We start from the raw sequence: 21,702 nt of genomic DNA on the forward strand, positions 1-21,702 counted from the left end.
GGTCAAGGTCGTCGTCACCGGCGTCCCGGGCGCCACCGGCGACCGCGAGGACCCCGGCTTCCAGATCCCGCTCGGCCTCCTCGCCCTGCGCACCGGCTGCCCCGTCAAACTCAGCGCTACGCGCGAGGAATCCTTCCTCGGCCACGCCCACCGCCGCGGCCCTGCTCGCCGACCTGGCGCCGCCGACCCCGCACGAGACGGTCCTCGGCTCGGCGACGTCGTTGCTGAGACCCGGCTGGCTCCCCGGCCGGCTCGTGGCGGCACTCGCCCGCCAGTCGTCCGAGATCCTCGCCGCCGAACTGCCCGGGAACTAGCCGATGCTGTCACCCCTCGTCCACGACGACCCGGTCGCGATCGCCGCGTACCGCCTCCTCGCCCGCCTGGGCTCCGGCGGCATGGGCACGGTCTACCTGGCCCGCTCGCCCGGCGGCCGCACGGTCGCGCTGAAGACCATGCACGCCCGGCTCGCCGCCGAGGCGGAATTCCGCACCCGCTTCCAGCTGGAGACGGACGCGGCCCGGATCATCGGCGCCCGGCACGGCGCGGCCGTCTTCGACGCGGACCCGCGGGCCGAGACGCCCTGGCTGGCCACCGAGTACGTCCTCGGGCCACCGCTCGACGACGCCGTCTCGCTGTGCGGTCCGCTGCCGGAACCCTCGGTGCGCGCCCTGGGCGCCGCGCTGGCCGGAGCACTCGGCCAGCTCCACTCCTCGGACGTCGTCCACCGTGACCTGAAGCCGTCCAACGTGCTGGTCACCGCCTACGGGCCGAAGATCATCGACTTCGGCATCGCCCGCGCGGCCGGCGACGACCGGCTGACCCGTACCGGCGCGGCGGCCGGCACCCCCGCCTTCATGTCGCCCGAGCAGGCGGGCGGCCAGGAGCACACCCCGGCCGGTGACGTCTTCGCGCTCGCCGGCGTCCTGCTGTTCGCGGCCGCCGGCCACGGCCCGTTCGGCACGGGCGCCCCGGCGGACCTGATCTACCGCGTCCGGTACGCCGATCCCGACCTCGACGGCGTCCCGCCGGACCTGGCGCCGCTACTGGCGGACTGCCTGGCCAAGGACCCGGCGGCCCGCCCCACCACGGCCGAGCTGGCCGCGCGTCTCCACGACGGCCACGGCGACTTCGCGGACCACCTCCCGCCGCTCGTCCTGGCCGACATCGCCCGCCGCGCCACCGACGTCTGGCTGCACCAGCCGCACCGGCTGCCGCCTCCCGCGGACTCGGCGCTCTCGGCGACCGCGCCCGGCTCCGGCCCCTCCCGCCGCCGGCTGCTCACCACCGCCGGCGGCTCCCTGCTGGGCGTGGCCGGAGCGGGTGCCGGGGCCTGGGCCTGGCTGTCGTCCCGTGACGGCGGCGGCGGTCAGGGCGGGGGAACGCCCGGCCCTACGGCGACGACGACCACGCCGGCCCCGAACGGCTCGGACGGTTCGCCGCGGCCGCTCTGGCAGGTCGACTCCTACGACCCCGACCAGATGACCTTCCCGATGCTCGCGGGCGACGTCGTCGGCTTCGAGGAGAGGAGCTCCTTCCGGGTGCTGGACCCGAAGACCGGCCGGGAGCTCTGGGAGGACAACCTGGCCATCGAACCGCAGCAGGTGACCACGGACGGCACGTACTTCTACGACTCGCAGAACATCGACTTCGAGAACGACCTGGCGATCCGCGCCTTCCGCCCCCGGGACGGTGCCGAGGCCGCACGCCCCGTCCACATCAAGGGCTTCGACGGCTCCGCGCTCAGCACCTACCTGTTGACGGCCGGCGCCGGAACGGTCGTGGCGTACAGCCGACTCGGCAAGGGGGACGACAGCCTCGACGAACGGGAGCGGAACTGGCACCTCGTCGGCATCGACCTCCGTACCGCCAAGGAGGCCTGGCGGCGGCCCGTCCCGCACGAGGGGGTACGCCGGTTCCTCGCGCAGATCTCCGGCAGCCGGCTGATCATCGGGCGGCGCAGCGGCGACTTCGGCACCTTCAAGCTGGAGGCCCTGGACCTGCGGACCGGCCGGCCGCTGTGGCAGCGGAGCATTCCCATGGCCGAAGAGGACTACTCCCTCATCCCGGGCGAACTCACCCTGGACGGCCGGCACGTGTACCTCGGTGGGCAGAAGCTGCGCGCCGTGCGCATCGGCGACGGCGGCCTCGCCTGGGAGACCGGCAAGGCGAAGACGCTCTACGGCGTGCCGGCCGTCTCCGGTGACGCCGTCTACGTCACCGAGGGCGACCGCGGCCTGATGTGCGTGAACGCCGGCACCGGCCGGCGGCTGTGGGAGGAGAAGCCGCCCACCCGCGACCTCACCCCGGTGCTCGGCGTCCGGCCGGTGGTGGGGAAGACGTACGTGTACGCCCCGGTCATCGGCGGCCTGAACGCGATCGACCTGGGCACCCGGCAGTCGGCCTGGGTCTTCCCCACCGACGCCACCCGCTATCTCGTGGACAGGCAGCGGACGCGGATCTTCGGCGCCGGCGAGACGTCGGCGGTCGCGTTGCCGCTGGCGTGACCGCCCCGGCCGCCGGACCACGCCGGGCGGCCGACCTCCCCCACCGGACGACTTCGAAGCAGAAGGCAACGCAGTGACCATGCAGTCCCTCGCCACCGGCGACCCGCTCCGACTCGGCCCGTACCGCCTCCTCGGCGTCCTCGGCGAGGGCGGCATGGGCAAGGTGTACTTCGGCCGGGACGGCTCCGGCCGTCCCGCCGCCGTGAAGGTGCTCCGCCCCGACCTCGCCCACGACCGACACCTCGCCCAACGGTTCGTCCGCGAGGCGGAGATGGCCCGCGCCGTGACCGGCAAGGGCGTGGCGCGGGTCCTGGGCGCGCAGACCGAGGGCGGGCGGCCCTGGATCGCCGCCGAGTTCCTGGCCGGTCCGACCCTGGACGAGGCGGTCCGTTCGTACGGGCCGATGGACGAGCCCACGGTCCGCGCCCTGGCCCACTTCCTCTCCCGCACGCTGCACGACATCCACGCGGCCGGCCTGGTGCACCGCGACCTGAAGCCCGCGAACATCGTGCTGACGTCCTCGGGCCCCCGCGTCATCGACTTCGGCATCGCCCGCCCCGAGCACGGTCTGACGCTGACGACGACGGGCCAGATCCCCGTCACGCCCGGCTACGGCGCCCCGGAGCAGGTCCTCGGGCGGCGCGTCGGCCCGGCCTCGGACGTCTTCTCGCTCGGCGCCGTCCTCGTCTTCGCGGCGAGCGGCCGGCGCGCCTTCGACGCGACGCACGTGGCCGCCGTCCAGTACGAGGTCGTGCACGGGACGCCGGATCTGGACGGGGTCCCGCCGGCGTTGCGGGACCTGATCGGGCCCTGCCTGGCCAAGGACCCGGCGCTGCGGCCGGCGCCGACGCAGATCGCCGCCGCCTTCGCCCCGCCGAAGGGCGCGGGCCGCGCCTGGCGCAAGGGCCCCCTCGCCGAGGACATCGCCCGCCGCGAGGCCACGACCAAGGGGCTCACCGCTACCGCGCACACGGTCGTGCCGGGCACCCCGACCCGGCGGCGCTTCCTGGGCCTGGCCGCGGCGGGCGCGGGTGTGGTCGCGGCGGGCGGCGGCGGCACGGCCTGGTGGCTGACCCGGGAGGAGCGGAGCCCGACGCACGACGTGCCGCAGGCCGTCCCGACCCCGGCCGCCCCGTTCCTCTCGGTGATCGACGTCAAGCCGGGTGAGGCACCGGCCCCCCTGTGGGGGCCGCTCGACGTGACCGCGGCGAACGGACAGGTCCCGCTGCCCGTCCGCGACGTGGTGATCGTCCAAGCCAAGAGCGGCGGTCTGCTCGCCCTGTCCGTCACGGACGGCAAGGAGCGGTGGCGGGCGAAGGACATCGACGCCGACGCGGGATTCGTCTCCGTCGCCGACCGGCTGGTCGTGGCCGTGGACGACGAGCGCACCGCGCACGCCTTCGTCGCGGCCACGGGCAGGCACGTCTGGTCGACGGACGCCGACGCCGACCACCTGCTGGCGGCCGACGCCACCCACGTCTACCTGATCACCGGCGACAACGAACTGCGCGCCGTGGACGCCTGGAACCCCGCCGTCACCTGGTCCCGCCCGATGCCGTCCCCCCGCTCGCCGATCCCCGCACGGGCGGCGGCCGGCGGCGGCCGGCTGGTCGTGCACGACCGGACCGGCCAGGTGACCTGCGTGGACACCGCGACGGGCACGACCAGGTGGAGCCTGAAGAACCAGGGCACGAACGGCCCGGTCCCGGTGATCTCGGACGACACCGTGTACCTCGGCGGTTCCTCCCTGACCGCGCGCAAGCTGGACAAGGGCGACGTCGTGTGGACCGAGAGCGCCGACGAGCGCTCCAGGAAGGCCGGCGTGGGCTGGGGCAGCCCGACGGTCGACGAGGACCGCGTCTACGCGCTGGACAGCTACAACGCCTACCGCTACGGCACCCTCGTCAACAGCGACTCCCCGACCATGGACTGGTACGAGGTCCTGGAGGGCGTGGGGAGCACCGTGACGGCCCCGGCCGTCGAGGGCACGACGGCCTGGCTCCCCGGCCCGGACAAGGACTACGTGCGGGTCGTCGACAAGAAGACCGATGACTGGCTCTTCACGCTGACGATGAAGCGCGAGGGCCCGTACGCCATGGCGAGTGACGGAAACCGGGTCTTCGTGGACCGCGGCGGCCGGGTGCTCGCCATGCCGGTGTTCGGCAAGGCCTGACCGCGCTCGCGCCGGGCTCCGCGCCGCGGCCGGACCGGCGGCGTTCCCCGGGCGGGTGCGGGGTCACCGCACCAGCCCGGGGTGGCCGCCGGGCACGTCCGCCGGCGTTCCCCCGGCCTCAGTAGGCCGGCACACCACCGGCGTCGGGACAGCCCAACGCGACGGCGTACCTGCGGGAGAGGTCCTGGAGGACCCGGACGTTCGCCTCCTTGGGGCTCTTCTCCCTCGGGCGCGCCCCGTAGACGAGCTGCGCGTGGACGAGGGGCCTGCCGACCCCCGGCACCTCGCAGGCGAACCACAGCTCGGCGCTCCCGGAGTCGCCGTAGGCGCGCAGCCCGACCGGGAGGCGGGCCAGCGCGACCTCCGCGGGCTGGGGCGCCGGCAGGCTCTCGACCTCCTCGAAGAGCACGGTCATCTTCGACGGGCTCTCGTCGGGATCGGCGACGTCCGGCTCGATCACGCACTCGGTCAGCTCGCCGCCGCCGCGGCGCTCGGGATCGTGGAGGAGACCCTTGAGCGTCGGMGCCGTCCCGTGGGAGCGGTACATGAACTCCTTCGCCTCGGAGATCTGCTCCAGCGCCTGCGCGGACCTGGGCGACAGCCCCCCGCACACCCGGGCGGCCGGCACGGTGTCCTTCCCGGCCCCGGGCTCCTCGCCGCCGCCTCCGCAACCGGCCGACGCGAGCACGAGCACGAGGCCCCCGACGAGCAGGCGGGCACGCCGGGGGGTGTGACGCCGCGCCGTCATCCCTTCGGGTCCGGGGTGACTCGGTTGATGGCGTCGCCGCCGTCGTTGTACTTGCCCTCCACGCCGCTGTGCATCTTCCGCGCCCACTCGGTGCCGTCCAGGTTGTTGGCGGCGATGTACGCGTCCATCGGCGTCACCGCGCGGGCCGAGCCCAGCTCACCGTACTCCCGGAGCTTCATGTGCTCCTGCACCGAGAAGTCGGGGCCGTTCTTCTCCAGCTCCCGGTTGATGTCGATGCCGAACTGGGTCATGCCGGCACCGGCGACCGCTCCCGCCACCTGGGGGACGGCGAAGGCGGCCACGGCCGCGCCGCCCGCCGCCGCTCCGGCGAAGGGGAGGGCCACGGCCCCGACGCCCACCGCCACGGCGGCGCCGACGCCGAACTTCTTCCACTCCGCGGCCTCGGCGAGCTTCTGCTCCGCCGCCTTCGTGGCCTCCCCGTAGTGGGCGTGGATGTCGTTCGCGCGGGCCTGGTCGAGCATGCCGTGCATCTTGGCGCCCGTCTCGATGACCTGCGCGACCTCGCCGTTCGGCTCGGGGTGCGCGCGCAGGCCGCTGGCCGTGTACTCCTGCTGGGCCATGGAGAGGATCTTGTACCCGTCCTCGTCCCCACCCGCGACGGCGAGGAAGGAGGCCGCCGTGTCGTGCGACAGGTCGATGTGCCCCGGCCCGTTGTGGCCGAAGGCGGAGTCCCGCAGATCCTGGCCGGTGTAGGCGTTGCCGAAGTTCGACGAGGCCCAGTTGAGGTCGTCGATGTACCCCGCGCCCATCTTGGCGAGGCTGTCACCCATTCCCTTGTGGTCGTCCAGGTACTTCGGCTGGTCGCCCACGTACACCATCACCTGCTCGGCGACGTTCGCCGTCATGTCGTCACGGCGCAGACCGAGGTCCGGCTGGTCGTACGGCACGCCCAGGGTCGCCGCCTCGATGGCGTGCCCGAGCTCGTCGAAGTCCTCGCTGCCCTTGTTGTTGGGCATGTCCGGCCACTTGCGGTCCTCGAGCAGGTACTTGAGCTCCGGATCCATGTTGCCCGGTTCCTTGCCCGAGGTCTCCCAGCCCTTGGCGCCGAAGAACTCCTTCGCCGCGTCCGGGTTGTGGCCGAGGGCCTCCATGTACCCGGCCATGGGATCGAGACCGTGGTCCGTGCCGGCACCGAAGTTCAGGAACGTCTCGTAGCCGTCGGGCTGCCAGAGCTTCTTGGGATCGGTGCCCTTGTGGTCCTTCTCGAAGTCGATGAGGCTCTTGCCGTAGTCGTGGAGGAAGTCCTTCTCGTACTCGCCGTTGCGCATGAGGCTGCTCATGACCTGGTAGCCGTACGGCCCCTTGGTCATGGTCCCCATGTTCATGTCGACCATGTCGACCCGCTTGCCGCCGAGGTCGATCATCCCCTTCTTCCACTCCTCCATCGCCTTGCTGTCGGAGTGCGAGGCGGTGGCCAGGGTGTACCCCAGACTCTTCTGGATCTTGGCCGACTCCTTGGTCATGTCGTCGCCGAACTGGGTGCGGTCGGCGATCCTGGTCCAGAACTCGAGCGTCTTCTTCGGCCCCAGGCCGGTGGCGAACTGCTCGGCGAAGTACGGGTCGCCCTCGTGCTTCGACAGGAGACCGTTGATCTTCTTGATCTCGTCGAGGGTGTACGGGCGCTTGACGTTGGCGAGCTCGGTCAGGGCGTCGCGGTCCTTGTCGGCCTGCGCCTTGCCCTCCTTGGCACCCTTCAGGCTGTCGTACGTGTTCGAGTCGAAGCCCTTGCCGCGGCCGTTGTAGTCCTGGCTGAGCGCCCAGTAGAGGATGTCGTCGGCCTCCTGCGCGGCGGTCACCTGGTTGCGGATGCTCGTCCGGTACGCCTGGATCGTCTCCTGGTACCCCTTGTTCATGGACGCGAGGTGCTCGGTCGGGGTGTCCGCCGGCGGGTCGAACCAGACCTCGCCGTCCGGCTTGATCGAGAGGTTCTTGTCCTTCTCGACGTCCGACCTGATCGTCTTGAGCTTGGACTGCGCCTCGGAGAAGACGTCGTAGGCGTCGCTCAGCAGGCGGTGCACGTCCGCCGCCTCGTCCGCCGCGGCCGTTATCTGCTTGCCGACGAGGGAGACCTGCTCAAGTGCCGCGTCGCGGGTCTCGCCCTTCCAGTCGGACTCGGCGAGTCCCTTCTCGACCGTGTTGTCGTAGAGTCTGCCGGCCTTCCGGAACTCCTCCGGGAGCTTGCTCCACTTCCCCACCGCCTCCGACAGCTCGTTGAGATCGGCATCAAGAAGGGTCTTGTAGTCGAGCATGGATCCCGGATCTCCTCGATCGCTCAGGCGAGATTGCGGTTGGAGTCGTTGCCGGCCTTGCCGTCGTCCTTGCTGTGCCGCGCCTTCTCGGTCCGCTCACGGGCGTCGAACTCGGCGGCGGACTCGCGGAGCTTCCCCGCGACACCGTTCAGCAGCAGACCGTCGACGTACTTCATCTGCGATTCCCACCGCGTGGAGAACGTCTTGAAGGCGGGCCCGGACCTGAAGCCCTTGAGACCGGCCTGGATCTGCCCCGTCTCCTTGGTGGCGTCGTTGTCGGCCTTGGCGAAGTCGGTTCGCACGATGTCGGCCTTGCCCGCTCTGCCGCGCAGCTCGGAGGAGTCGACGTGCAGCTTCTTGCCGGTCGCACCGTCCTCCGGCGGGATCCCGTTGAGTCTCATGCGGGATTCCTGGTGCTGTACTGCGCTGGCTCGCGCGCTTGCCCACTCTTCGTCGAACGACATGATCTTCCGTTCCGGTGATCGCTGCGGTTTCGTTTCGGTTGGCGCTCAGCAGGTGCCCTCGTCGACCGACGAGGTGAGGTCGTACTCGGGCACGACCGTGGTGGACCCGTCGGCCCCGGGCACGGCGAACCCGCCCGACTCCTTCTTCGTGAAGGCGAGGCAGAAGGGGAACTCCCCTTCGGTGGTGCTCACTTGGAAACGGTCGCCGCCCTCGCCCTCCCGGGCGTCCGCCGTCTTCACGTCAAGCCGGTAGTACGGGCCTTCGCCCTCCGAGGCGTCACGCAGCGCCTCGGTGAGCATCGAATCGGTCGCACCGGACGGATGGGCATCGGCCTCGATCGTCTCGGCGGCGGCCACGACGACGGTCCGCATCTCCTCCCGCGTCCACGAGTCGCCGTCGGCGAAGTCCATCGCCCGGCACCCCGCGAAGAGCCACACACCGGCGAGGAGGAGCGCGGCGAACCGTCCCACCCGATTCGCCGCGTCCGAAGGCTCGTTGGCCGCGGGATCGCGGTACCGCCAGGCGCTGAGGCGCCAGTACAGGCGGCGCTGGTCCACACACCCGAGGACGACGAAGACGGCCGCGAGAATGAAGAAGAGGGCTATGACACCGACCATGACGGGATGATCAGCTCCGCCGGGAACGCATCACCGGAACGGCCACGGCAGCGCCGATGAGGACGACGGCGCCGATACCGAGACCGATCCAGAGTCCGGTGCTCCCCCCCTCGTCGCTCTCCGCCTGCGCGACGGGCCCCGGCGCGGGAGCCTTCGAGGCCGACCCGGACGCGGACGGCGCGGCGGACGGCGAGGCACCGCCGGCGGCGTCGAGGTCGGGGATGGGCCGGACGTCGGCGGGCCCGACGTCACCCGGGGTCTTCAGCGCACGGAGAGGCCGGATGGCGCCGTAGCCGATGAAGTCGTTCCGCTTCTCACCGGTGTTGGGACCGGCGATGGTGTTGAGCAGCGCCTTGAGCACCTGGTTGTTGGTCCAGTCGGGGTGCTTGGACCAGACGAGGGCGGCGGCGGCGGAGGCGAGGGCGGTGGCGTCGCTGGTGCCGGTCGTCTTGCACAGTCCGGTGCCACCCCCGCAAGCGTGAACCGTGTCTTCGCCAGGCGCCACCATGTCGACTTGGGATCCGTACTGAGAGGTTTTCGACCTTGTCAGTTTCTTGTCGATAGAACCGACACCCACTACGCCGGGGGTGGCACCTGGGTACTCAACCAAGTTGCCCTGACCAGCACTGTTACCTACGGAGGCAAAGACCAATTTGCCCTTTTCCAAGGCGTACTTCACGGCGGCTGTGAGCTGCTGCGAGCCTGCCGTGGCACCCTGAGAGATGCTGATCACCTTGGCATCGGAATCCGCAGCGATGCGGATTGCCTCAGGCATGTACCTGTTGAAGTCATCATTTGCATCTTGTTGATTCTGCTGACCCCGGTCTGAGCCTGGCACCCGAATCGGAAGAATCTTGGCAGCGGGAGCCAGACCGAAGGCACCCTTTCCTCCGTCCCTCTCGCCGGTACCTGCGATGAGGGCGGCCATACCGGTCCCGTGCCCCGTGTAATCGGTGAACTCGTCACCAGCTTTGTCGGGCGCAAGGTTCTTGCCCGCCAGCACCCTGCCACGCAAGTCAGGGTTGGACTTGTCCACACCGCTGTCGATGACCGCAACAGTGACGCTCTCGCCCTTACTGATGGCCCAAATCTCTTCAGCCTTCATGGTGTCGAGGTGCCACTGCTGATCCCGAACGGACTCCGCATGGGCGGGCACGGATGCAATGCCCACCAGCAGCATCCCCAAGGCGGCCGATGCGACAGACCGACCACTACCCCAACGAATACTGCTGGCGCGCATTTACTTCCTCTGACTCAGTCGATGACGGGCGGGGCGACAGGCCGGCCACCCTGCTGCCAGGTCTCCTCGTCCTCGACGAGGTAGTCCGGGCGCTCTCCATTACGTTCGTCACGGCGGGATCCGGCAGCCTGCGAGCCGCCGTGCATCATGCCGCCGCGCCCCGTCTGGCCGGTGCCATGACCGGACTCGCCCTGCGCACCGCCACGCACCAGGCCTGAGCCTCCGGGCGTGAAGGGACGAGAGCCGGCAGCTCCGGGCTGCTGCGGACGGCTACCGACGACGCCGCCGGTCTCGACGGCGAGGCGACGCCCGCCGCTGATGCCGTTCTGCCCGCCCATGGGGTGAGTACCGCCCATTCCACCCATGGGGCCGCGCCCCATGCCCGTGTTCGGGCCCGTGCCCCGCTCATTACCGATCACGGTGCCGCGCGGGATGCCCGTCGTCGCCCGACCGCTGTTGGGAGGAACCGCGCGTCCGCCGCTGATGCCCTCGCGCGGCATCCCGAGCGGTCCGGTGGTTCCGGGACCCGTGCGACCAGGGCCCACCGGTGCACGCGAGGCCATGGGAGGCGTGTTAGCCCGGGTACCACCCGTCACTGCGGGCGGGACCTGACCGGGCAGCGTGGTCATCGGAGGCGTGAAGCCGTCAGGCTTGCTGACGGGCGGTGTCACCGAAGTCTGCGGAGGAGCGGTCGTCGTCGGAGGCGGCAGGGTCCCCACAGTGTCGATCCCAAGATCAGCAGGAACCTCAGGGCGAACTACGTGATTCGGTCCGGTCTTGTCGCTCGGCGGAGGGACAGTACTCACGTCGGGCGTCACTCGGCCGTCTTGAGAGCGAGTGGCAGCAGTACCCGAGTCCGTCGAAGATCGACCATCGCCGCTTGACGCGGACCCCAAATACGGCCAGGGCGATCGCGTCCGACGCCTGGCTCATCCAGAACGACGCGTCGTCGCTGTAGTCGGCGAGGCTGTGCGTGCTGCTGGCGAGGCCGTCCGCCCACTCCATGAACGCCTTCTCCGCCTCGCCCTTCCACTCCACCCGGCCCGGGCGGTCGCGGAGGGTCTTGGCGATCTCGCGCATCTTGGTCGCCGCCTTGGTCAGGCGGTCGGCCGCGTCCTGGACGTAGAAGCTGCTGGCCTCGTCCACCCATGCCAGCATCTGCTCGTGTGACATGGAACGGAAGTTGGTCGCGCTGCCGCCTCCGCCGCCGTCTGATGGGATCATCTGTCGCCTCTTCCCCGTGTCCCCGTCGTCCTCGAAGTCCGTGTCCGCGGACTAGCCGAGCGAACCGTCGCCCGTCGTCGTCTCGCTGCCCGGCTGCGCCGTCCCGGAGCCGTCCGTCGTGCCCGTGGTGCGGCCCGCGGCCTTGTCGGCCTCTTCCTTGGCGGTCTGCGTGCGCTGACTGATCGTCAACATCCGTCGGCGGATGTCGTCGTCCGTCTGCTCGAAGCCGTCCTTCGACATCGTCACGGCGATCCCCATGCCTTCGAGGCAGTCGCCCAGCAGACCCGAGAGCTTGGTCAGCTCCCTGAGCACGTTGTCGTACGAGGAGAAGATGCCGGACGCCTCGATCCACGCGCCTCCGCCACCGCCGAACTGGCTGCGGGAGACCGGGTCCGCCGCCATGTTCTTCGTGCCCGCGGGGGATTCGGTCAGCGAGACGATCAGCTCGTCGATCCCCTTCTTGAACTCCAGCATGGATTCGGAGTTGTAGGCCACGGCGCGCTGGTACGCGCCGCCCCCTCCGTCCGCCATCGGTGCCAGCATGTGCACCACCCTCCCCCGTGTACCGACAACCAGCAAAGGCCGAGTCGAGCCTAGGAGTTCACTGTACCGAGAAGGAGTGTCAGGACGCACCTCCCGGTTGCACAAGCAACGCGGATCACATGATTACGAATTGGGTACGGCGACCGCCGCTTGGGGCCTGATCGGGAGGCGGTTGACGGGGCGTCCGGTCGCTGCGCGCACTGCTGAAGCCACCGCCGCGGGGGCTGTGACCACCGGGACCGCGCTCGCCGCCTTGGCGCCGAAGGGGGCCACGACGTCGCGCTCCTCGACGAGTTTCACGATGCGAATGTCCGGGGCGTCCAGGGATGTCGGGAGTGCGTAGCCCGTCAGGTCGGGGTGGCGGACCAGGCCGCGGGCCGTGCGGAGGTTCTCCGTGAGGGCCGCGCCGACGCCCTGGGTGACGCCCGCCTCGATGCGGGTGGCGAGCTGGGCCGGGTTGAGGACGCGGCCGACGTCCTGGGCGACCGCCATCTCCACGACGCGGATGGAGCCCAGTTCGACGTCGACGTCCACCACCGCGCGGATGGCGCAGAAGGCGAGGCCGACGAAGGCGTCGCCCTGGCCCGACTCGTCGAGCGGCTCGGTGGGGTGCGGGCGGCACTGGGCGGTGGCCCAGAGTTCCTTGCCGTCCATGGCCTCCGCGACCGTCATCGACAGGATGCCGTCGTACGAGGTGATCTTGCCGTCGGTGATCTGGAGGAGTTCGGTGGACATGCCGAACTTGTGGGCCAGCGGCTGGAGAAGCTGGGTGCGGACCATCTTCGCCGCGCGCTCGACGGCGCCGCCCGAGACCCAGGTGTGCCGGCCGTGGGTCGCCGGGCCGGCCGGGGGCTGGTCCGTGTCGACCGAGGCGACGTGGACCTCCTCGATGCCGAGGGTCTCCTGGACGATCTGGCGCGCCAGTGTCGAGAAGCCGGAGCCCGTCTCCACCGCCGCGCAGATCACGGTCGCGACCCCGTCGTGGACCTTGACGGTCGCGGTCGAGACCTCGTCCGTCCCCTCGGCGCCGAGCATGTGGACCATGCCCAGGGCGTAGCCGACGCCGCGGCGCACGGCTCCCGGTTCGCCCGCGCCCTCCGGGCCGCCCGGCAGCAGCCAGTCGTCCTCGGGGGAGTCCTTGGGCAGCGCGGGGAGCGGGAAGTCCCGTACGGCGGAGAGGAGTTCGGCCACGGGTGCGGGGCAGGTGACGGTCTGGCCGGTGGGCAGGATGTCGCCGGTCGCCAGGGCGTTGCGCAGGCGGAGGTCGGCCGGGTCCAGGCCGAGTTTCGCGGCGAGCTTGTCCATCTGCGCCTCGTAGGCGGCGCAGACCTGCAGGGCGCCCTCGCCGCGGACGTGGCCGGACGGCGGGTTGTTCGTGCGGACGGCCCAGCCCTCGATGAAGGCGTGCGGGACGACGTAGGGGCCGCAGGCGAAGGAGACGGCGGCGGCCAGGGACTCGGACGAGGCGTCGGCGTACGCGCCCGCGTCGAGCAGGATCTGCGCCTCGACCTTCACCAGCCGGCCTTCGGCGTCGGCGTGGTGGCGGTAGCGCAGCAGTGTGGGGTGGCGGTGGGCGTGGCCGAGGAAGGATTCCTCGCGCGTAGCGCTGAGTTTGACGGGGCAGCCGGTGCGCAGGGCGAGGAGGCCGAGCGGGATCTGGAAGCCGGGGTCCTCGCGGTCGCCGGTGGCGCCCGGGACGCCGGTGACGACGACCTTGACCTGGTCCGGGGAGAGGCCGAAGCAGGCGGCGGCGAGGTCGCGGTCGGTGTGCGGGTCGGTGGAGGCGGTGTAGATCTCGACGCCGCCGTCGGGGCGCGGGACGGCGAGTCCGGCTTCGGCGCCGATCGGCGCCGGGTCCTGGCGGCCGATCCGGTACAGGCCCTCGACGACGACCTCGCCGGCCGCGTCCGCGTCGCCGAAGCGCAGCGGGATGTGGCGGATGAGGTTGCCGTCCGGGTGGAGTGCCTCGGCGGCGAAGGCCTTCTCGGGGTCGGTGACGGGTTCGAGGACCTCGTACTCGACGGCGATGGCGGCGGCGGCGAGGCGTGCGGTGTCCGGATGGTCGGCGGCCACGGCGGCGATGGCCTCGCCGTGGTGGCGTACGAGGTCGGAGGCGAAGACGGGCCGGTCCGCGACGGTGCGGCCGTAGGTCGCCGCTCCCGGGACGTCGGCGTGGGTGACCACGGCGCGGACGCCGGGCATCTCGGCGGCGGCGGTGGTGTCGACGGAGACGATCCGGGCGTGCGGGTGGGGCGAGCGCAGCAGCGCGGCCCAGAGCAGGCCCTCGGCCCAGAGGTCGGAGGCGTACGGGAACGTGCCCTCGGCCTTGGCGCGCGCGTCGGACGGCGGGAGCGAGGCGCCGAGACCGTGCGGCGGGAGCTCCTGCAGGGGTTCGGGCGCCGTGGTGGTGGCGGTGGTCGCGTCGATGCTCACGCCATGCCTCCGTCGTGCGGGTGCGGGATCTGGTGCGGGATGCGCGCCTCGTCGGTCGACTCGGCGGCCGCGGCGGCCGCGCGCTCGGCGACGACCTCCTGCACGGCGTCGAGGACGCCGCGGTAGCCCGAGCAGCGGCAGAGGTTGCCGCAGAGGGCCTGGCGGGCCTCCAGCTCGGTGGGGGCGTGGTTGCCCTCCAGCAGGTCGTGGACGGTCATCGCCATGCCGGGGATGCAGAAGCCGCACTGGACGGCGCCGCAGCGGGCCAGGGCGCGCTGGACGTCGGAGGGTTCGCCGTCGGTGGCGAGGCCCTCGACGGTGCGGACCTCGCTGCCGGCCGCGGTCGCCGCGGGGACGAGGCAGGAGGCGACGAGCCGGCCGTCGACCTGCACGTTGCACGCGCCGCACTCGCCCTGCGAGCAGCCGTCCTTGGCCCCGGCCAGACCGAGGCGCTCGCGCAGGACGTAGAGCAGCGACTCGCCGATCCAGGAGTCCGTGACGGGCCGGTCGGCGCCGTTGACGCGCAGGGTGTACGAGGTGTGCGGGTGCTCGTCGCTGTCCGCGCTGCTGGTGGGGAGGGCGGCGGGGACGTCGTCCGGGAAGGCGGGCTCCTCGGTGTACGACGGTTCCGCCGGGGACTCGGGTGCGAATTCCGGCGCGGGCTCGGCCGTGGGGCCGTCCGCGTGCTCCGCCGGGTCGGCGGCGTGCTCGTGGGCGGGGTCCGGCGCGTGTCCGGCGTCGTGGCCGGATGCGTGCTCCGGGCCCACCGCGTCCGCGTCCGGCACGGCCCAGGGGGCGGGGGCGCCGCCCGGCAGGGTCGCGGGCGCGCTGCTCGCGTACTGCGCGAGCATCGACGCCGTGTATTCGCCGGATTCGTCCGAAGAGTCCGAGACGACCGGGATCCGCCACTGTCCGGTGGACGCCGACTCGGCCTCGGCCGCCTCAGGGAAGCTCCACTGGCCCGTCGCCTGCGGGTCCCGCTCCGGCTCGGACGGCGCCTCGGCGGGCGCGTCGGCGGCGTCGGTGGTGAAGCTCCACTGGCCCGTCGCCCCCGGGTCGGGGGTCAGGGGCACCAGCGGCGTGATCATCGGCGGTACGTAGCCGTGGCCGGGCGCCTCCAGCGGGACGCCGTCGAGCATGAAGTCGGGCGGCAACTGCACGAAGGCCGTGGCCTCGCCGTCGTAGCCCTCGCTCTGCGGGATCGGCTGCCAGCCGCCCCCGTACTCGTCCCCGCCGTCGTGGTGCTCGTTGCTGTGCCGGTCGTTGCTCACGACAGCGCCCTCCCCAGTGCCCGTCGGGCCAGCGCGGCGACCGTGCGCCGCAGGTGCAGTACGGCGGGCGGCAGCTGCTCGTCGCCCGGCGGGTCGGGGATGCAGGCGGCGGCGACGTACTCGCCGAACGCCGTCAGCGCCTCCGGTGCGAGGCCCCGGTCCCCGTCCCAGTCCACCAGGGTGGCGATCCAGTGCTCGGCCTCCAGCGGGCGGAGCGGCATCGGCGCGATCGCCCCGACCGCGCACCGCACCCCGCGCCGGGCGGGGTCGAGCACGACGGCGACGGAGGCGGTGGCGCGGGCCGGGCCGGTGCGGCCGGTGGCCTTCACGAAGACCTGGGGGGCGTGCAGCAGGGGCACCCGCACGAAGGCGACCAGCTCGCCGGGCGCCAGCAGGTCACGGCCGGCCAGCAGGTGGGAGACGGGGATCTCGCGCGTGCCCAGCGGGCCCATGACGACCAGGTCGGCCTCCAGGGCGGCCAGGACGGGCAGCGAGTCGCCGGTGGGTGCCGCGGTGACGATGTTGCCGCCGAGGGTGCCCGCGTTGCGGATCTGGGGCGGGCCGGCGGCCCGCGCGGCGGCGGCCAGGGCGGGGATGAGGGCCGCGAAGTCGGGCCGGCCCATCCGGGCGTGGGTGAGGCCCGCGCCGAGCAGCGCGTGGCCGTCCTGGTACTGCCAGCCACGGAGCTCGTTGATCCGGCTGAGACCGACGAGTCCGGCCGGCCTGAGCTGGCCCTTGTTGACGGCCGCCATCAGGTCCGTGCCGCCCGCGACGGGCACGGCCGCGGGCATGGCGGTGAGCGCCGCCACGGCCTCGTCGAGCGAGGCGGGCAGCGTCACGGACTGCGCCGTCTGTGGTGCGTGCGTGGTCAACCCGCTGCCCCTTCCCGGTGTCCCCGGCGGTCCCCGACTCGTCCCCGGCTGTCGCGCCTGTGTGGCCGTACCGTACGTGCACACAGCCCGGACGTGGCAACTCTGGCACATCTTCCGACCCGTCCGACGCGAGGGTCCGCGAAGGACGGTTCCGTCCAGGACGTCCGCGAGGGAGTGGAACATCCGTTTTGCCGCCGTTGGGTGACGGGCGGCCCGGGACGGCTCACACGTTCGGGGGCGCCCCCTCGATGGGCCGCCCCGGCACGCCGGGGCGGCGCTGTCGGGGAGAGGGTCCGGCGGGCGGGCGGTAGTCGACGCCGAGGGCGTCCAGACGCCGGTAGTGGGCGGTCATGCGCCGCTCGAAGTCCGCGAAGTCGCGGTCGGCGGGTGCGGGCAGCTCCGACCAGGCGACCTCGGCGAAGGCGGCGAGACGCGGGAAGACCTGGTAGTCGACGCGGGCCCGGTTCTCCATGACCTCGGTCCAGACGTTGGCCTGGGTGCCGAGGACGTGGGCGGCTGCCTCGGGCGAGAGGCCCGCCGGCACGGGCTCGAAGCGGTAGACGTCCTCCAGGGTGCGCACGTAGCCGATGGGCATCGGCTCGTCGTCGCCGGGCGCCTGCCGGTGGTCCAGGTACACGTGCTGCTCGGGGCACATGACGACGTCGTGGCCGGCCTCGGCCGCGGCGACGCCGCCCGCGTAGCCGCGCCAGGAGGACACCGCGGCGCCGGGGGCGAGCCCGCCCTCCAGGATCTCGTCCCAGCCGATGAGGCGGCGGCCGCGGTCGGCGAGCCAGCGGTCGAAGTGGCGGACGAACCAGGACTGGAGCTCGTCCTCGTCCGCGAGCCCGAGTTCGGCGATGCGGGCCTGGGCGGCCGGGGACCGCTTCCACTGGTCCTTGGGGCACTCGTCGCCGCCGATGTGGACGAAGGTCGACGGGAAGAGGTCGAGGACCTCCTCGAACACGCCCTCGTAGAAGCGCAGGGTCGTCTCGGAGGGGGCCAGGACGTTCGGGTTGACGCCCCAGGTGTCCCAGACGGCGAGGGAGGCCGTGTCGACGACGTCGCTGTTGCCGAGTTCGGGGTACGCGGCGATGGCGGCCTGCGAGTGGCCGGGGACGTCGATCTCGGGGACGACGGAGATGTGCCGCTCGGCGGCGTAGGCGACGATCTCGCGGATGTCGTCCTGGGTGTAGAAGCCGCCGTGCGGCGTCTCGTTCCACAGCGGCGACGCCCGGTGGCCCCATTTCGTGCGCGCCCGCCAGGAGCCGATCTCGGTGAGCCGGGGGTGGCGTCGGATCTCGATGCGCCAGCCCTGGTCGTCGGTGAGGTGGAAGTGGAAGACGTTGAGCTTGTGGGCGGCGAGGAGGTCGAGCTGGCGCAGGACGTCGTCCTTCGGCATGAAGTGCCGGGAGACGTCGAGCATGAGCCCGCGCCAGCGGAAGCGGGGGGCGTCGGTGACGGTGAGCCGGGGCAGCTCCCAGACCCGCCCGTGGGGGCCGGCCGGCGCCTTGCGGTACGCGTCGGGCCCGAGCAGTTGACGGAGCGTCTGGACGCCCCAGAACACGCCCGCGGCGGCGCCGCCCTCGACGAGGACGGCGGCGTCCTCGACCGAGCCGTCGGTCGACAGCCGGTAGCCCTCGGGTCCCGAGGCCCGTTCGATCCCGGGGTCGACGCGCAGCCGGACGGCACGCGGTCCCCCGCCGGGGGCGAACGGCAGGCCGGTGGCCGCGCCGAGCGCGGAGCGCAACCACCGGGCCACGCCCTCGGTGCCGGGTCCGGCGTCGAGCGGGGTACCGGCGTCCAGCGCGATCCGGCCGGGCGAGGTCCGGGGCGTACCGCAAGGCGCCGGCCGGCCCCCACGGGCGGGTCTGGGAGCTGCCCCGGCTCACCGGCTTCTACACCCAGGACGACATCCGCGAGATCGTCGCCTACGCCGCCGAGCGGCACATCTCCGTCGTCCCCGAGATCGACGTCCCCGGCCACTCGCAGGCCGCCATCGCCGCGTACCCCGAACTCGGCAACAGCGACGTCGTCGACACGGCCTCCCTCGCCGTCTGGGACACCTGGGGCGTCAACCCGAACGTCCTGGCCCCCTCCGAGACGACCCTGCGCTTCTACGAGGACGAAGAAGACGAGCACCGGGATCGTCATCACGGTCGAACCCGCCATGATTCCGCCCCAGTCGTTCTCGTCGGGCTTGAAGAAGACCAGCAGCGCCATCGGAAGCGTGGACTGCGAGGTGTCGCTGATGAGGAACGACTTGGCGAAGAGGAAGTCGTTCCAGGTCGAGATGAACGAGAAGACGCTCGTGGCCACGAGTCCGGGGAGGACCAGCGGGAAGAGGATCTGCCACAGGAACCGGGTGCGGCTCGCCCCGTCGATCTGCGCCTGTTCCTCCAGCGCCTCCGGGACGGCCTTCACGAAGCCGCGCAGCATCCAGATCGCGAACGGCAGGGAGAACGCGATGTGCGGCAGGATCAGCGAGCCCAGCGTGTTGAGCTGGCCGAAGTCCCGCATCAGGAAGAACAGCGGGATCGTCAGCGCCTCGATCGGCACCATCTGGGCGACCAGGAACATGATGAGCAGCGTCGTCCGGAAGCGGAACCGGAAGCGGGTCACGGCCGTGGCGGCCAGGAAGGCGATCAGCGCGGAGGCGAGGACGACCGAGCCCGCGACGACGAGCGAGTTGAGGAAGTACCGGCCGAATTCCTGCTGCTCGAAGACGCGCCGGAAGGAGTCGAGGGACGGGGACAGGGTCCACGGCCTCGGGTGCGCCGACTGGATCTCGCCGGCGGGCTTGAAGGCCGAGAGCACCATCCAGTGGAGCGGGAAGGCGACGACGGCCGCGACGAGGAGGGCGGCCGCCTCCGCCGCGAGCCGTCCGGGGCGGCGGGGCAGCCGGAGGAGGGGTGCGCTCACAGTTCTTCTCCCTGGCGTCGCAGCAGTCGGAGGTAGACCAGCGTGACGGCGAGCAGGATCAGCAGCATGACGACGCCGATCGCGGAGCCGAGGCTGTACTGGGACGAGGCGAACGCCTTCTGGTACGCGTACACGTTGAGGACGAGGTTCTGGCCGGCGATGCCGCCGCCGCCCGTCATCACGTAGATCTGGGTGAAGACCTTGAAGTCCCAGATGACCGACTGGATCGTGACGACGACCAGGATGGGCCGGAGCATCGGTGCCGTGACCGAGCGCCAGATCCGCCACTGCGAGGCGCCGTCGAGGGCGGCGGCCTCCAGGACCTCGGACGGGACGGCCTTGATGCCGGCGTAGACGGTGACCATGACGAACGGGAACGAGCACCACACGACCTCGAGGAGGACCAGCGCGAAGGCGCTGTAGCGCCCGTACGTCCAGGAGAAGTCGCCGAGGCCGAGGACCCGGTTGACCGGTCCGAGGTCGGGGTCGAAGAGGAAGACCCAGACGGTGGAGCCGGTGACGGCGGGGGTCGCCCAGGCGCCGAGCGCGGCCAGCATCAGGGCGAGGCGGGGCACGGCCCGGACGCGGGTCAGGAGCACCGCGAGGGCGCAGCCGACGGCCAGCGTGGTGACGACGCAGGCGGCGGCGAACAGGACGGTCGCGAGGAGGACCTGCCGGAACTGGGGGTCGGAGAAGAGGGCCGTGTAGTTGCCGAGGCCCTGGAAGGAGGTCGGGGCGCCGCCGCTGACCTGGGCCTGGGTGTACTCCAGGAGGGAGATCAGCCCGAGCTGGTAGATGGGGTAGATCAGGAGCCCGCCGAGGACGGCGAGCGCGGGGAGCAGGTAGAGCCAGGGGGTCCAGCCGGACCGGGAGCGCGGGCCCGCAGTGGTGCGGGGCCGGCCGGACGGGCCCCCGGCGCCCTTGCGGGGGCCGGGGACCGGGCCGCCCGCCGCGACGGCGGGGGGCGTCCCGGTCGCGCGGGACGGGCTGCCGTCCCCGGCCGCGGCGGCCGGCTTCGTGCCGTTCGGGAGGCTCATCGTCAGCTGCCCGCCGCCGTGAACGCGGCGTCCATCTTCCGGGCGGCGTCGTCCGAGGCCGCGGCGACGTCCTTACGGCCGCTGACGATCTCCTGGAACATCGTCGGGAGCACCAGCGAGGCGTCGATCTGACCCCAGGCGGGCGAGGCCGGGACGAACTTGGTGCCCGCGCCGAGGGAGTCGATGAACGGCTTCACGAAGGGCTGCTTGCGGGCGGCCTCCGCGCGGACGTCGGTGTACGTGGGCAGGAAGCCCATGGCGTCGAAGAGCTTGCCCTGGGTCTCCTTGCCGGTCAGGGACTTCATGAGGTCGACGGCGAGGGTGCGGTGCGAGGTGCTCTTCAGGACGCCGAGGTTGTTGCCGCCGGCGAAGGCGGGGGCGATCGATCCGGGCGCGACGCCGGGCAGCGGCACCACGGCGTACTTGCCCTTCACGGTGCCCGCCTCGACGGCCGCGTGGCTGAAGTCGCCGCCGATGGCCATGGCGGCCTTGCCGGAGGCGAAGGCGGTGACGGTCGCGTTGCCGCCCATCTGGGCGCACTTGGCGGCCGGGCAGTTGTCGTCCCCGAACAGGGAGGTGTACGCGGTGATGCCCTTGCGCGCGGACTCGCTGTTGACGGCGGCCTTGTACGACCCGCCGTTCCCGGTGGCGAGTTCGCCGCCGTTGGCCCATACGAAGGGCATGGCGCCGTAGGTGTAGGCGCCGCCGACGGCGAGGCCGTACAGCTCGGGCCTGGCCTTGCGGATCTTCTTGGCGGTGGAGATCAGCTCGGCCTGCGACGTGGGGGCGGTGAGGCCGAGCTCGCCGAGGACGTCGGTGCGGTAGTAGAGCGCGCGGACGCCGACGAAGAGCGGGGCGCCGTAGACCCTGCCGTCGACGGTGACCGAGGACCTGGCGGTGGGGTCGGTGTCCTTGGCGTCGGCCCAGGCGCCGAACTCGGCGGTGATGTCGGCGAGTCCGCCGTCCTTCACGTAGCCGGCGGTGTCGGTGTTGCCGTACTCGACCAGGTCGGGGGCGGACCCGGGGTCGTTGAAGGCGGCCTTGACGCGCTGCGCGCGGGTGTCGACGGGGATGTACTCGACCTGGACGTCGGTGCCCTCGTGCCGCTGCTCGAAGGCGGCGATCGCCGCGTCGACGACCTGCTCCTTGGGCTTGTTGTCGACCTCCTGGAAGAGCCAGACGCGCAGGGTGCCGGACTTCTCGTCCGCGGCGGCCTTGCCGTCGGAGGTCTGCGGGGCGCAGGCGGTGGCGGCGAGGCCGGCCAGCACAAGTGCGGTGACCGGCGCGGCGATTCGGGCAGCAAGCTTCATACGGGGCTCCCACCAATCATCGTTGCAGCATGCGCAACGGGCGTTTCGTGCTGCACAACACGCTGGAGGTTAGAGC

Annotated in this window: 16 protein-coding genes and 2 pseudogenes; 3 read left to right on the forward strand and 15 right to left on the reverse strand. The window is 72.0% G+C overall.

The annotated features are described in order from the left end of the window. Positions 1-317 precede the first annotated feature (317 nt). Complete coding sequence (locus tag EAO71_RS14975; protein ID WP_147978183.1) at positions 318-2,504, forward strand: protein kinase domain-containing protein; 2,187 nt, start codon at positions 318-320, stop codon at positions 2,502-2,504. A gap of 79 nt (positions 2,505-2,583) precedes the next feature. Then, a complete protein-coding gene (locus tag EAO71_RS14980; RefSeq protein ID WP_147979307.1) occupies positions 2,584-4,677 on the forward strand; it encodes a protein kinase domain-containing protein in 2,094 nt (697 codons plus the stop codon). A 118-nt stretch (positions 4,678-4,795) separates the two neighbouring features. Here EAO71_RS14980 and EAO71_RS14985 read toward each other — a convergent pair whose 3' ends face one another. The 12 genes from EAO71_RS14985 to EAO71_RS15035 all read right to left on the reverse strand — a co-directional run bounded on the left by EAO71_RS14985 (position 4,796) and on the right by EAO71_RS15035 (position 18,170). Next, complete coding sequence (locus EAO71_RS14985; RefSeq protein WP_147978184.1) at positions 4,796-5,425, reverse strand: hypothetical protein; 630 nt, start codon at positions 5,423-5,425, stop codon at positions 4,796-4,798. Further along, the gene (locus tag EAO71_RS14990) at positions 5,422-7,695 is read right to left on the reverse strand and encodes a DUF6571 family protein (protein WP_147978185.1); all 2,274 of its coding nucleotides are present in this window, start codon (positions 7,693-7,695) and stop codon (positions 5,422-5,424) included. The genes EAO71_RS14985 and EAO71_RS14990 overlap by 4 nt, the downstream gene beginning before the upstream one ends. A 23-nt stretch (positions 7,696-7,718) precedes the next feature. Next, entirely contained in the window at positions 7,719-8,096 is a 378-nt protein-coding gene (locus EAO71_RS14995; protein ID WP_147978186.1) for a hypothetical protein, read from the reverse strand. Between the two features lie 108 nt (positions 8,097-8,204). Next, entirely contained in the window at positions 8,205-8,777 is a 573-nt protein-coding gene (locus EAO71_RS15000; protein WP_147978187.1) for a hypothetical protein, read from the reverse strand. Positions 8,778-8,787: 10 nt separating this feature from the next. Beyond that, positions 8,788-10,017, reverse strand: a complete 1,230-nt coding sequence (mycP, locus tag EAO71_RS15005) for a type VII secretion-associated serine protease mycosin (RefSeq protein ID WP_147978188.1) — start codon at positions 10,015-10,017, stop codon at positions 8,788-8,790. Between the two features lie 14 nt (positions 10,018-10,031). Beyond that, on the reverse strand, positions 10,032-10,355 hold the full coding sequence (locus EAO71_RS38810) for a hypothetical protein (RefSeq protein ID WP_261992139.1): 324 nt from the start codon (positions 10,353-10,355) through the stop codon (positions 10,032-10,034). A gap of 409 nt (positions 10,356-10,764) precedes the next feature. Continuing rightward, positions 10,765-11,190 (reverse strand): hypothetical protein, encoded by a 426-nt coding sequence (locus EAO71_RS38815; RefSeq protein ID WP_261992140.1) that lies wholly within the window; start codon positions 11,188-11,190, stop codon positions 10,765-10,767. Positions 11,191-11,292: 102 nt separating this feature from the next. Beyond that, positions 11,293-11,772 carry a hypothetical protein gene (locus EAO71_RS15015; protein WP_147978189.1) on the reverse strand — a complete coding sequence of 160 codons (480 nt, stop codon included), beginning with the start codon at positions 11,770-11,772 and terminating at the stop codon, positions 11,293-11,295. A gap of 135 nt (positions 11,773-11,907) precedes the next feature. Then, positions 11,908-14,217 (reverse strand): xanthine dehydrogenase family protein molybdopterin-binding subunit, encoded by a 2,310-nt coding sequence (locus tag EAO71_RS15020; RefSeq protein ID WP_147978190.1) that lies wholly within the window; start codon positions 14,215-14,217, stop codon positions 11,908-11,910. Beyond that, positions 14,214-15,488: a 2Fe-2S iron-sulfur cluster-binding protein gene (locus tag EAO71_RS15025; protein ID WP_261992141.1), complete on the reverse strand. Its 1,275-nt coding sequence runs from the start codon at positions 15,486-15,488 to the stop codon at positions 14,214-14,216. Before EAO71_RS15025 ends, EAO71_RS15020 begins: the two co-directional genes overlap by 4 nt. Continuing rightward, a complete protein-coding gene (locus tag EAO71_RS15030) occupies positions 15,485-16,360 on the reverse strand; it encodes an FAD binding domain-containing protein (RefSeq protein ID WP_147978191.1) in 876 nt (291 codons plus the stop codon). The genes EAO71_RS15025 and EAO71_RS15030 overlap by 4 nt, the downstream gene beginning before the upstream one ends. Before the next feature lie 223 nt (positions 16,361-16,583). Then, complete coding sequence (locus tag EAO71_RS15035; RefSeq protein ID WP_147978192.1) at positions 16,584-18,170, reverse strand: beta-N-acetylhexosaminidase; 1,587 nt, start codon at positions 18,168-18,170, stop codon at positions 16,584-16,586. Positions 18,171-18,247: 77 nt separating this feature from the next. On the opposite strand from EAO71_RS15035, the pseudogene EAO71_RS15040 reads away from it, so the two are divergent. Further along, positions 18,248-18,488: pseudogene (locus EAO71_RS15040) on the forward strand (family 20 glycosylhydrolase); the annotation flags it as partial. Here EAO71_RS15040 and EAO71_RS15045 read toward each other — a convergent pair. The 3 genes and pseudogenes from EAO71_RS15045 to EAO71_RS15055 all read right to left on the reverse strand — a co-directional run. Next, positions 18,452-19,279, reverse strand: a pseudogene (locus tag EAO71_RS15045) (carbohydrate ABC transporter permease); the annotation flags it as partial. The pseudogenes EAO71_RS15040 and EAO71_RS15045 sit on opposite strands and share 37 nt — an antisense overlap. Then, positions 19,276-20,316, reverse strand: a complete 1,041-nt coding sequence (locus tag EAO71_RS15050; RefSeq protein ID WP_261992142.1) for a carbohydrate ABC transporter permease — start codon at positions 20,314-20,316, stop codon at positions 19,276-19,278. The gene EAO71_RS15050 and the pseudogene EAO71_RS15045, both read right to left, overlap by 4 nt. 2 nt (positions 20,317-20,318) lie before the next feature. Then, positions 20,319-21,626, reverse strand: a complete 1,308-nt coding sequence (locus EAO71_RS15055) for an extracellular solute-binding protein (RefSeq protein ID WP_147978193.1) — start codon at positions 21,624-21,626, stop codon at positions 20,319-20,321. Positions 21,627-21,702 lie beyond the last annotated feature (76 nt).

The organism is Streptomyces sp. MS191 (assembly GCF_008042125.1).
Lineage (GTDB): Bacteria > Actinomycetota > Actinomycetes > Streptomycetales > Streptomycetaceae > Streptomyces.